The 11,172-nt window shown below is 68.0% G+C and carries 7 protein-coding genes; 4 read left to right on the top strand and 3 right to left on the bottom strand.

The genetic code is table 11. The features are described from left to right. The 4 genes from LJ725_RS12895 (at window position 1) to LJ725_RS12880 (ending at window position 7,018) form a co-directional block, all read left to right on the top strand. A complete protein-coding gene (locus LJ725_RS12895; protein ID WP_230551073.1) occupies window positions 1-4,146 on the top strand; it encodes a cellulose biosynthesis protein BcsC in 4,146 nt (1,381 codons plus the stop codon). A gap of 22 nt (window positions 4,147-4,168) precedes the next feature. After that, window positions 4,169-4,657: a cellulose biosynthesis protein BcsD gene (gene bcsD, locus LJ725_RS12890; protein ID WP_230551072.1), complete on the top strand. Its 489-nt coding sequence runs from the start codon at window positions 4,169-4,171 to the stop codon at window positions 4,655-4,657. A gap of 2 nt (window positions 4,658-4,659) precedes the next feature. Then, on the top strand, window positions 4,660-5,721 hold the full coding sequence (locus LJ725_RS12885) for a glycosyl hydrolase family 8 (protein WP_230551071.1): 1,062 nt from the start codon (window positions 4,660-4,662) through the stop codon (window positions 5,719-5,721). A 73-nt stretch (window positions 5,722-5,794) separates the two neighbouring features. Next, a complete protein-coding gene (locus LJ725_RS12880; protein WP_230551070.1) occupies window positions 5,795-7,018 on the top strand; it encodes an EAL domain-containing protein in 1,224 nt (407 codons plus the stop codon). Between the two features lie 7 nt (window positions 7,019-7,025). Here the strand turns inward: LJ725_RS12880 and LJ725_RS12875 are convergent, their stop codons facing one another. The 3 genes from LJ725_RS12875 to LJ725_RS12865 all read right to left on the bottom strand — a co-directional run bounded on the left by LJ725_RS12875 (window position 7,026) and on the right by LJ725_RS12865 (window position 11,077). Beyond that, window positions 7,026-8,198, bottom strand: coding sequence for a GGDEF domain-containing protein (locus LJ725_RS12875; RefSeq protein WP_230551069.1), 1,173 nt, complete (start codon window positions 8,196-8,198; stop codon window positions 7,026-7,028). Window positions 8,199-8,292: 94 nt separating this feature from the next. Beyond that, a complete protein-coding gene (locus LJ725_RS12870; protein ID WP_230551068.1) occupies window positions 8,293-10,197 on the bottom strand; it encodes a diguanylate cyclase domain-containing protein in 1,905 nt (634 codons plus the stop codon). Window positions 10,198-10,372: 175 nt separating this feature from the next. After that, window positions 10,373-11,077, bottom strand: coding sequence for a carbonic anhydrase (locus tag LJ725_RS12865; RefSeq protein ID WP_230551067.1), 705 nt, complete (start codon window positions 11,075-11,077; stop codon window positions 10,373-10,375). Window positions 11,078-11,172: the final 95 nt, after the last annotated feature.

Genomic DNA, 11,172 nt, shown 5'->3' with positions numbered 1-11,172 from the left:
ATGACGCGGTCTGACCGATCCGAGCGAAGGGGCGCCCTGAAGAGCGTTCTCGCCAGCGCGGTCGTGGCCCTGTCGGCGTCCGGCCCGGCCCTCGCGGCGCCCCCGGCATCTCCGTCGGCCGATCCGTCTTCGTCGGTCTACGGCCTGCTGTTTGAACAGGCCACGATGTGGCGGGAACGGAACCGCCCCGACCTCGCCGCCCAATCGCTGCGCAAGATCCTGGAGAGCCAGCCCGACAATACCGAGGCGCTGTTCCAGCTCGGTTCGATCGAACTGCAGAGCCAGCGTTTCGAGCAGGTGCGTGCCACCATCCAGCGCCTGCGCCAGATCGATCCCAACGACGCGCGCGCCGCCGAACTGGAGCGGGCGATGGCGGTGGGGCAGACCGACGAAGTGGCCCTGGCGGAGGCGCGCCGTCTGGCCGCGGCCGGCGCCTACGACCGGGCGATCGCGGCCTATCAGCGGGCGTTCCGCGGCGGTCCGCCGCCCTTCGACCTCGCCGTGGAATACTACGAGACGCTGGCCGGCACGGGCACCGGCTGGGAGGAAGCGCGCATCCGGCTCAAGGCGCTGGCCGAGCGCAGCTATGCGACCTCCCGCACCAAGTTCGCCTACGCCCGCGTGCTGACCTACAACGAGCAGACAAGGCGCGAGGGGATCGTGCTGCTGGCCGAACTCGCGAGCGATCCCGCGGTAGGCCAGGCCTCGTTCGAGGCGATGCGCCAGGCCATGCTCTGGCTGACCGTCGGCCCGCAGGACAAGCCGTTCTTCGAGTCCTATCTCAAGCGCTTCCCCGGCGACACGATGGTGCGCGACCGGCTGATCGATTCGCAGCGGCCGGTGCGGCAGGATCCGATCGGCGCGGCGATCAACGAAGCCTATCGCCTCGCCGACCAGGGGCTGAACGACCAGGCTGCCGCGCGCTTCGAGGCGGTGCTGCAGTCCGATCCGACCAACGCCGAAGCCGTCGCCGGCATCGGCATCGTGCGGCTCCGGCAGGAGAGGTTCGCCGATGCCCGCGACCAGCTCGACAAGGCCATCAGGATGGCGCCCAGCCGCGCCGCCGAATGGGCGCCGGCGCTCGAGTCGGCGAACTTCTGGCTGTCCTATCGCGACGCCGTCTCGATGCGTGACCGGGGCGACCTCGCGCAGGCGGAAAAGATCCTGCGGCCGCTGGCGGACCATACCGGCACCGCCAAGGAGCGCGGCATGGCGCAGGGCCTGATGGGCGACCTGCTGCGCCGCCAGGGCAAGGCGCGCGAAGCCGAGAGCTACTATCGCGAGGCCCTGAACCGCGATCCGGGCAACAAGGAAGCGCAGGCCGGCCTCTACCAGGTCATGACCGCGCAGGGCCGCGACACGCGCACCGAGCCGCTGCTCGCCAATCTCGATCCGTCGGTGCGCAACCGCATCCAGTCCGACGGCAGCCAGGAGGCGGCGCAACGCCTGCGCACTCAGGCCGCCGGGCTCGAACGCTCGCAGCCCGAGCGCGCCGAGCAGCTCTACCGCGAGGCCATGCGCCTCGACCCTTCCAGCCCGTGGACCCGCTACGACCTCGCGAAGTTCCTGACCCGTCGCGGCCGCGTGGCCGAGGCCCAGGCGCTGATCGACGAGCTGGTCGCCAGTGGCCGGCCCGAGAGTCTCTACGCGGCCGCCGTCTACTATTCCGAGCAGCAGCGCACCGGCGAGGCCGTGGCGCTGCTCGACCGCATCCCGGCCAACCAGCGGTCGGCGCGCATGAACACGCTGCGCAACGACCTGCGCAATGCCGGCGATACCGACCAGCTGATCGCCGCGGCCAAGGCGGGCGATGCCGGCGCGCGCGCCACCCTGGCGGCGCGCGCCAACGCCGCCAACGCCACGCCCGCGCAGCAGGCCAATGCCGCGCTGGCGCTGGCCAAGGTCGGCGACAAGGCGCAGGCGATGGCGGTCGTGCGCCGGCTGCAGACTCGCAACGACCTCAACGCCGACACGCTGCGCACGATGTTCTACGCCGCGTCGGAAGCCGGCCAGGATGGCGAGGCCAATGCGCTGCTCGCGCGCATCTCCCGGAACACCGGCGGCCGCGATGTCGCGAATCTCCAGGAGTCGCTCGCGATCCAGCAGTCGGACCGCCTGCGCCAGCAGAAGAATCTCACGGCCGCCTACGACGTGCTGCTGCCCTACGTGTCCGGCCCGTCGCCCAGCGTCGGCGCGCGGCTTGCGCTGGCGCGGGTCTACAAGGATTCGGGCTTCAGCGAGCAGGCTATCCAGGTGCTCGACGGCATCATGGTGTCGTCGCCGGCCGATCCCGACACGCTGCAGCAGGCGGTGAACATCGCCATCGATCTCAAGCGCTACGAGCGGGCCGACGTCTGGCTGGCCGAGGCGCTGCGCCTGCAGCCGCAGAACCCGCGTCTCTACATGGTCCAGGCGCGCCTGTTGCGCGCCCGCGGCGACACGATGGGCGCCAAGCGCGCCCTCGAAACCGCCCAGCAGCTCAATCGCGGCCTCGGCCAGAGCGAAGTCGTTCCGATTCCCGGTCCGGCATCGACCCCTCCGCCCGTCCAGCGCGCCGAAGCGGCGCCGCCGCGCAACGCCGCCCCAGCCGCAGTCCTCGCCGCGGATGCGACCTTGCCCGAGCGCACCGTGCAGCGCGCGTCCGCAGGCGCAGGCTCGCCGGAGGTCGTCGCGCTGCGGCCGGTCCCGCAGGGAGAGGACTCCAAGCTGATGGCCGAGTTCGAGCGCCGCGTCGCCGGGGGCAAGCCTTCGCCCACCGCCACCGACGGTGCGCCGGGCCGCTCCGACGTCATGTCGCTCGACCGTCCCTCGCTGGCGACGCCGGCGGTGCTGACGGCGCAGGCCGGGCCGGTGCGTGCCGAGCCGGTGCAGATCGCGCAGGGGAATCCGCTCGTGCCGCTGCGCCGGCCGGGCGGCGAGAGCAGTGCTGCCACGTCGGTGACCGCGATGACGCCGCCTCCGTTGCCCGGCACGCCCGGCGTACCGTCCGGCTCGATGGGCGACACCGACCCACTCAGCCGCGAGATCGATCGCGAACTCAACTCGCTCAAGAAGCAGACGGCGATCATCGTCGATGGCGGACTGGGCTTCCGCGGCCGCTCCGGCGAATCGGGCCTCGGCCGCGTCAACGAACTCAACGTGCCGGTCAAGGCCCGCATTCCCGTGGGCAACGCCGCCCTCGTTCCGTCGATCATGCCGGTGACGCTCGATGCCGGCACGATCTCCGCCGATCCGTCGACGCTGTCGCGCTACGGCGCGAATGCGATCGCGGGACTGAACGGCGTCGTTCAGCCCAACAACGCGCGGGCCACCGGCATCGCCTTCGGTATGGGCCTCGACTGGGGCCGGCTCACGGCCGATGTCGGCAGCACGCCGCTCGGCTTCCCGATCACCAACATCGTGGGTGGCCTCGCCTGGAACCAGCCGCTGGGCGACCGGATGAACATCAAGCTCGAGGGATCGCGCCGGTCGGTGACGGACTCCGTCCTCTCCTATGCCGGCGTCACCGATCCCATCACCGGCACCACCTGGGGCGGCGTGATCCGCAACGGCGGCGAAGCGATCGTGAGCTACGACGACCAGACGCTGGGCATCTACACCAAGTTCGCCTACGGCTACTACACGGGCAACAACATCCCGACAAACCAGTCCTACGAGTTCACCTCGGGCGCGTACTTCCGCCCCATCAAGGACGAGAGCCAGGAACTGAAGATCGGCATCTCGGCCACCTATCTCAGCTACAACCAGAACCTCAGCTACTTCACGTTCGGCCAGGGCGGCTATTTCAGCCCGCAGAGCTTCTACAGCCTGACCTTCCCGGTCGATTGGACGGAAACGTCCGGGCGCTTCACCTACAGTGCGGGCGCGACGCTCGGCGTGCAGAGCATCCAGCAGAGTTCGGCACTCTTCTTCCCGAACAACTACTATCTGCAGAACGCCGCGAACATACTGGCCTCGAGCGGTGCCATCGCGATCGCGCCGATCTTCCCCTCGCAAAGCAACACCGGCATCGCCTTCGGCCTGCGGCTGGGCTTCGAATACGCCGCCACGGACCGGACGGCGATCGGTGCCAAGGCCAATTTCGACAACGCATACCAGTACGATCAGGGCACAATTCTGCTATTCCTGAGAACCTCGTTCAATTAGCTCGCCCGACACCGGTTTTCCGATGGCAGTTCGCCCCGCAAGCAATTCATTCGACGCGATGACGCTCGCCGCCGCCGCGCGCCGCTCCAGCCCGCCGCACTCGCGGATCTTCATGGAGGCGCTGGGGACGTCGCTGTCGCAGGTTGCGGGCGACGAGCAGGCGCTCCGAATCCTGGCCGCCGTCGGGGCGACGATCGCCCGCGAGCAGCCGGTGCCGGTCTGCAATTCGCTGACCGACCTGAAGGCGGCCATGAACGCCGGCCTGCAGGTTCTCGACTGGGGGCAGGTCGACCTCTACGAAGCCGAGAAGGCGCTGGAGTTCGTGGTCGTCGGCTATCCCTGCTTCGAGGGCGTCGAGGCGCAGACGGCGTTCGCCGCCATCCTCGAAGCGCTGCTGGAGGGCTGGCTGGCCCAGCAGGCGGCGCGCTCCGGCCTGTCGATGCGCCTCGTCGAACGCGGCAGCGGCCCGTATCCGGCGCTGATCTTTCGCTACGAACGGTCCGGCGCCTAGTCATGGACCCTCGGCGGTCGCCCGACGGTTCGCGCCGGCGTCTGCTGGCGGCGGGTATTGGCCTGGCCGCGCTTTCGCTCCTGCCCGGCGTCGCGCGGGCGGACCAGAACTGGCAGACCTACAAGCGTCGCTTCATCGTCGACGACCGCCGCGTGATCGACAGCGGCAACAACAACGTCAGCCACTCCGAGAGCCAGGGATGGGGGCTGCTGTTCGCGCAGAGCTACGACGACAAGGAAACCTTCGCGAAGATCTGGGACTGGACATCGAAGTCCCTGCAGCGCGGCGACGGTCTCTTCTCGTGGCGCTGGTCGCCCAACACCAGCGATCCCGTTCCCGACAAGAACAACGCCGCCGACGGCGACATCCTGATCGCCTGGGCGCTCATCCGCGCTGCCGCGAAATGGAACGAGCCGCAGTGGCTGGCGCCGGCCAAGCGGATCCAGTCCGCCGTGCTCGACCGGCTGGCGATCGAATCGCAGGGAAGGCTCATCCTGCTGCCCGGGGCGCAGGGCTTCGCCCGCGGCAACCGCCACGTGGTCAATCTGTCGTATTACGTCTGGCCGGCCCTGCATGACTTCGCTCAACAGCCCGGCGACCAGGCCCGCTGGCGGCGTCTCGAATCCGACGGGCTGTGGCTGGTCGACAATGCGGCTTTCGGCGACTACCGGCTGCCGCCCGACTGGCTCCTGTTCGGAAACCAGGCCTTCCGGGTCGCCGACGACTGGAAACCCTATTTCGGTTTCGATGCGATCCGCATCCCGCTCTATCTCGCGTGGCACAACCAGGCCTCGCGCCTCGGCCGCTTCCTGACGGCGTGGCGCACGCCCCGTTTCGGCGGTCGCCCGCCGGCGTGGATCGACCTCGATACGGGCGCAGTGGCTCCCTATCCATCGAGCGGCGGCTACGTCGCGGTCTCATCGGTTACGCAATACGTGGCCGATGGCAACAAGGGGCCCGCGCCGGTTGCGACCGTCGGCGACGACGACGACTACTATTCCGCCAGTCTCAAGCTGCTTGCGAATTTGGCAGGCCAGGAAGCCCCGCGTGCGAAGCGCGCGTGACGGGTTGCATCCGAGGGAGATTTGCACCAGTCATGTCCGGCCCGGGTGAGGCCCGTGGCTTCGAGGATATCGTTTGTCCAACCCTGACCAGGCTCCTTCGGCGCCCCGCCGGTTCCGCTCGCTCGTCGCGAGCGGCGACGATGAACTGCGGGCCGAGCTGGTCGAATGGGCCATCAAGCTCAATTTCTCGGTGCGTGCCATCCGCGCGGCAAAGGACTTGCCCGGTTTTCTCCCCGGCCGCCATTTCGACTGGCTGTTCCTCGACGTGGAGCTGGGACTCGCGCAATGCCTCGAAATCATCCGGACGCTCGGCACCGGCTGGCGGCCGCGAACGGTCCTGGTGGGAAACACCGACCCGGGCGCGCTCAACGACATCAGGCAGAACGCCATTCGCGCCGGCCTCGACGTCGTCGGCGCTCTCGCCAAGCCTCTGTCCTTCTCCGCCCTTTCGGCGCGGCTGGCCGCGCTGGAGGCGCGCGAGAAGGACAACACCAATGCCGATCTCGCCGCGCGCGACCTTGCGCGCATTCCCGGCGAGGAGCTCGAGATTCACTACCAGCCGATCGTGTCGATGCATGATCGCGTGTTCTCGCGCGCCGAAGCGCTGGTGCGCTGGCGGCATCCCGAATACGGCCTGATCGGCCCGGAGGGGTTCATTGGTCTTGCGGAGCGCTCCGGCGCCATCCTCCAACTCACGTGGGACGTGCTGAGGCGCACCGCCGGGCAACAGGCGGCCTGGAACAGGGACGGGCTTCCCCTGTCGATCGCGGTGAACATATCCGCGCGGTTTCTCGGTTCCGTCGAGACGGCGGACGAGATCCTGTTCCTGCTGCGCGAGCATCAGGTCGAGCCGTGCACGCTCATCCTCGAACTCACGGAGACGGAGCGGGCGCCCGACCCCGCGGTCGCGCGCGCCCTGCTCGGAAGACTTCGCGAGGCCGGCGTCCGGATCTCGATGGACGACTACGGCGTCGGCTACTCCGATCTCGGCCGGCTCCAATACTATCCGTTCAGCGATCTCAAGATGGACCGCGGGCTGGTGGCCCGCCTCCCGGGCGACCAGGAGGGCCGCGACATCGTCTCGATGCTGGTGGCGCTGGCGGCGCGCGAAAAGGTCAGCCTGACCGGCGAAGGAATCGAGACCCAGGAACAGTGGGACGCCCTCGAGGCGCTCGGCTGCGAATTCGGCCAGGGTTTCCTGATCGCCCGGCCGATGCCCGGCGAGCGCGTGACCGGTTGGATCTCCCGCATGGCCAAGGCCGGGCGATACCGGCCGCCCGCAAGACGACGCGCCTGACGGGGCGTCAGGCGGCGGCGGCCGGTGGCTCCTCCGCGCTTTCCACCCGGTTGCGGCCGCGGTCCTTGGCGCGATAGAGCGCGACGTCAGCGCGGCGCATCGCATCCTGCAGGTCCTTCCGCAACGTCGCCACGCCGATGCTGGTGGTGATGCGCAGGGGGCGGCCGTCGATGTCGACCGACAGGTCCGCGATGGCCGCGCGCAGACGCTCCGCGACCCGTAGCGCTTCCGGCTCGTCGACGTCCCGCAGCAGGACGCAGAATTCCTCGCCGCCATAGCGCGCGATCAGGTCGTCGGGCCGCAGCTGCTCGCGTGCGAGGCGCGCGAAGGCGACGAGCGCCTGGTCGCCGCCGGCATGTCCGAAAGTCCGGTTCACGTTGGTGAAGTGGTCGAGATCGATCATCAGCACGCAGGCCCGCGACATGCCGAGTGCGCCCCGGCTGGCGAGGCGTTCGGCTTCTTCGAGGAAGAAGCGACGGTTCGGCAGGTGCGTCAGCTGGTCGGTGGAGGCCAGCTTCTCGTAGTGATGCCTCAGCCGTTCGTTGGCCATCAGCAGGAAGCCCAGCGTCATCGATACGACGCAGATCGTGTTGATGAACAGCGTGATGCCCTGCGTCGGGTCGTAGAAGGGCGTGGTCTCGCCCTCGGGCGCATCGCTCAGCAGTGAGAAGACGAGGCGCACGACCATGGAGAAGGCCATCAGCAGCAGCGCGAGCGCCGTCGGCAGGCGGCTGCTCAGCGGCTCCGTGATCCTGGCCCGCATCACCTCCCAGGCGGCGAGGCTGGACAGGATGGCGATTGCGAGGGAGCAAAGGGCCACGCGCTTGTTCACGTCGATGCCATCGAGGAGGATGGCCGAGAACAGGACGACGAAGAGGGCGGTCGGGATGACGGCGAGCCGGATCCCGCGCTCCCCGCTGTTGAAGCGCCGGACGCTCATCCAGACGGTGGAGTAGCCGGCGACGATCAGCGAGTTGGCCATGATGACCATGTAGAGCGGCGAGCTGTTGGTGCGCAGGCTCAGTTCCAGGGTGCCCATCGCTCCCAGGACCAGGCTGGTGGCCCAGCCGCGCAGCCCGAGGATGTCGCGGTTGTGGTACCAGGAGAAGAAGCACAGCCCGGCCATCGCGAAGGCGATCACGAAGTTCAGCAGATAGATCGTTAGGACGTCGATCGACATCGACCGGATTTGCCTGGCTGTTCGCTGCGGTGCAAAACCAGTTTAGTCCGAACGTCCTCCCGTTGGGCCGCTTTTCTCGCCCGCGCGCTCTTTTCTAGGCGCTTTCGGCGCCCCGCCAGGCGACCACCTGGCCCGACATGACGAAGCGATCGCGGCCGGCATGCTTGGCCGCGTAGAGGGCGCGGTCGGCTGCGGCGATCAGCGACGGATGGTTGTTCGCGGACTCCGCGCCCGGCCAGCCCGTGGCGCCGCCGGCGCTGATCGTCACCCGCTTGCTCGGCGGATTGAGGGCGTGCGGAATGTTGAGCGCCGCCAGGGACTCGCTCATGCGGGCCGCCACGCTGGCGCAGCCGATCTCGTCTGTATTGGGCAGCAGCAACACGAATTCCTCGCCGCCGTAGCGCGCCGCCAGATCGCCCGGGCGACGCGCCTCGGCCGCGATCGCCTGGGCGACGGCCTTGAGGCAGGCGTCGCCGGCCTGGTGGCCGTACTGGTCGTTGAACTTCTTGAAGTTGTCGACGTCCACCATGAGCAGCGACAGCGGCGTCTCGTCGCCCGCGGCGCGCCGCCATTCGGTCTGCAGCCGCTCGTCGAAGTTACGCCGGTTGGCGATGCCCGTCAGACCGTCCTGGCTGGCGAGAGTGGACAGCCTGGCCTCGAGATCCTTGTGCTCGGTCATGTCGCGCGAAATCGCCACGACGCCGCTGATCCGGCCGGTGACATTGTCGCGGGTCGCGCGCAGGGCGGTCTCCAGCCAGATCTCGCCGCCGTCGTGATGGCGGGTCCGGTAGATGAGCTTGGTTTCCTCGATTTCCCCCAGCTTGAGATCGCGGACCGTCTCCTGCACGTGCGGCAGGTCCTCGGGGTTCACACCGGCCAGCGCGGGCGTCCCGGTGATCTGCTCGGGGCTCCAGCCCAGGACGCGGAGACAGGCGGGGGAGGCGTAGAGGATGCGCTCGTCCAGGCCGATGCGCATCACCATGTCGCTCGACTCTTCGGCCAGCAGCCGGAAGTCCGCCTCCTTGGCCGCCATCACCGCCGCGATCCGCTGTCGTTCCAGCAACTGGCGCACGAGATAGTAGCCGGTGCTTCCGATCAGCAGGATCAGGATGAACACCAATGCCATGCGGAAGATCGCTTCCTCGCGCCACGAGGCGAGGACTTCTTCCTTGGACTCGGTGGCTACGACGATGATCGGGAACCGGTCGCTCAATTTGTAGAAGGCGAGGCGCCATGAGTCGTCGAACGTCGACTGGAAGTAATAGACGCTGGCCGATGGCCGGCCATGCATGTCCTTGATGAGGGCCGAGTTGGCAAGGTCCCGGCCGACCGACGTCTCGTTGTCGACGCTTCGCGCAAGCACGATGCCGTTCTTCTGCAGCATCGTGATGACGCCCGTGGAGCCGAGATCGAAGCGCTTGTAGAAGTCCGCGAAGTAGCTGGCGTCGATGGTGGCCAGCACGACGCCCGCAAACGAACCGTCCGGATTGTTGAAGCGCCGCGATGCGGGGATGATCCATTGCCCGCCCGACCGGCTCTTCACGGGATTTCCGATCAGCAGGCCCGGATCAGTCGAGTCCCTGTGGTACCTGAAATAGTCGCGATCGCTGTTGTTGAAAGCGTTCAGGTCGACGGTCTCGGATGTCGCCAGCCAGCGTCCCTTGTCGTCGTAGACGAAGAGCCCGCGGACGCGGCCCATCGCTCCCTTGCGGAAGTTGATGTCGCTCTGCACCCGCGCGAGGGCCACGGGACCCGTTCCTTCCGCTTCCAGCCGATGGACCAGGCCGATGACCAGGCTGTCGGCCATCTCGAAGGAGTCCTCGGCGTGCTGGACCAGCGACTGGGCAAGGTTGGCGACATCGACCTCGGCGGCCTTCAGCGCGTCGCGACGCAATCCCAGTTCGCGCAGCGAACTGAAGAAGAGCATGAGGAAACAGACGACCAGAACGAGGCCGGCCGCGAGGTAGACGGGTTGACGGAGGCGAGGACCGAGGTTCATGGCGCACCCCCGATACTACGGGTGCGACCGAACGCTCTTCCAGATGGCATCGCGCGGGAAAGCGCGGCCAGATCCATCGAAATCTCCCCGATGACAGTCGTTCAAACCCGATCGGGGAATGATAGGCCATCGCCCGGAGCAAACAAACTCGGAATAGTCGCGGCGCATCTGTCCGCTAGACCATGATGACCTTGCCGGTCGGGAGATCGTAATAGGCGCCCACGACCTTGAGTTTGCCCGCCGCGACCATGTCGCCGAGAATCGGCTTTTCGGTCTGCAGGCGGCGGACGTTGGACTGGATGTTGGCGACCACGGCGCGCTGGCGGAGATCGTCGCCCGGCGTCTTGAGGACCGGCTCGATGCCGGGCTTCATGGCGCGCACGAGGTCGGCGATGTGGCCGGGCAGGGTATTGCCCTTCTGCAGCGCCTCGACGGTGGCGTTCACGGCGCCGCAGCTCGTATGACCGAGCACCATGATCACCTTCGTGCCGAGCACCGCAGCGCCATACTCGAGGCTGCCCAGCCCATCCGGCGTCACGAAGTTGCCGGCGACCCGGACGATGAAGAGTTCGCCTGCCGTCTGGTCGAACACGAGTTCCGGCGCCACCCGCGAATCGGCACAGCCGAGAATCGCGGCGAAGGGAGCCTGCCCAAGGGCACGCGCCGCCCGACCGGCGGAGAAGTCGCGCTCGGCCAACTTTCCGGAAACATAGCGCGCATTGCCTTCCATCAGGAGCGACAGCGCCGCGTCAGGCGTCTCGGCGGAGCGCGATGGTTGGGCCATCGCCGCGCGCGGCAACGCGGTACCGGCGGCGGCTGTGACGGCGAGCGCTCCCATTCCCGAGAACAGACCGCGTCGCGACAGACAAGCGTTGCACATGGAAATCTCTCCTGGGACAGGCCGCCAGCATACCTACAGTAAACTTATGGACAATCGCGCCGGGCGCATAGCTTGGCCGCACGAGGCGGCGAAAT

Origin of the sequence: Reyranella aquatilis (genome assembly GCF_020880995.1) — a bacterium.
Taxonomy (GTDB): domain Bacteria; phylum Pseudomonadota; class Alphaproteobacteria; order Reyranellales; family Reyranellaceae; genus Reyranella; species Reyranella aquatilis.
This window is presented reverse-complemented; position numbering and strand designations above follow the sequence as displayed.

Bases quoted from the DNA above. Each gene is read 5' to 3' on its own strand.
- LJ725_RS12895 (WP_230551073.1), top strand. From the start codon at position 1: ATGACGCGGTCTGACCGATCCGAGCGAAGGGGCGCCCTGAAGAGCGTT.
- bcsD (WP_230551072.1), top strand. From the start codon at position 4,169: ATGGCAGTTCGCCCCGCAAGCAATTCATTCGACGCGATGACGCTCGCC.
- LJ725_RS12885 (WP_230551071.1), top strand. From the start codon at position 4,660: ATGGACCCTCGGCGGTCGCCCGACGGTTCGCGCCGGCGTCTGCTGGCG.
- LJ725_RS12875 (WP_230551069.1), bottom strand. From the start codon at position 8,198: ATGTCGATCGACGTCCTAACGATCTATCTGCTGAACTTCGTGATCGCC.
- LJ725_RS12870 (WP_230551068.1), bottom strand. From the start codon at position 10,197: ATGAACCTCGGTCCTCGCCTCCGTCAACCCGTCTACCTCGCGGCCGGC.
- LJ725_RS12865 (WP_230551067.1), bottom strand. From the start codon at position 11,077: ATGTGCAACGCTTGTCTGTCGCGACGCGGTCTGTTCTCGGGAATGGGA.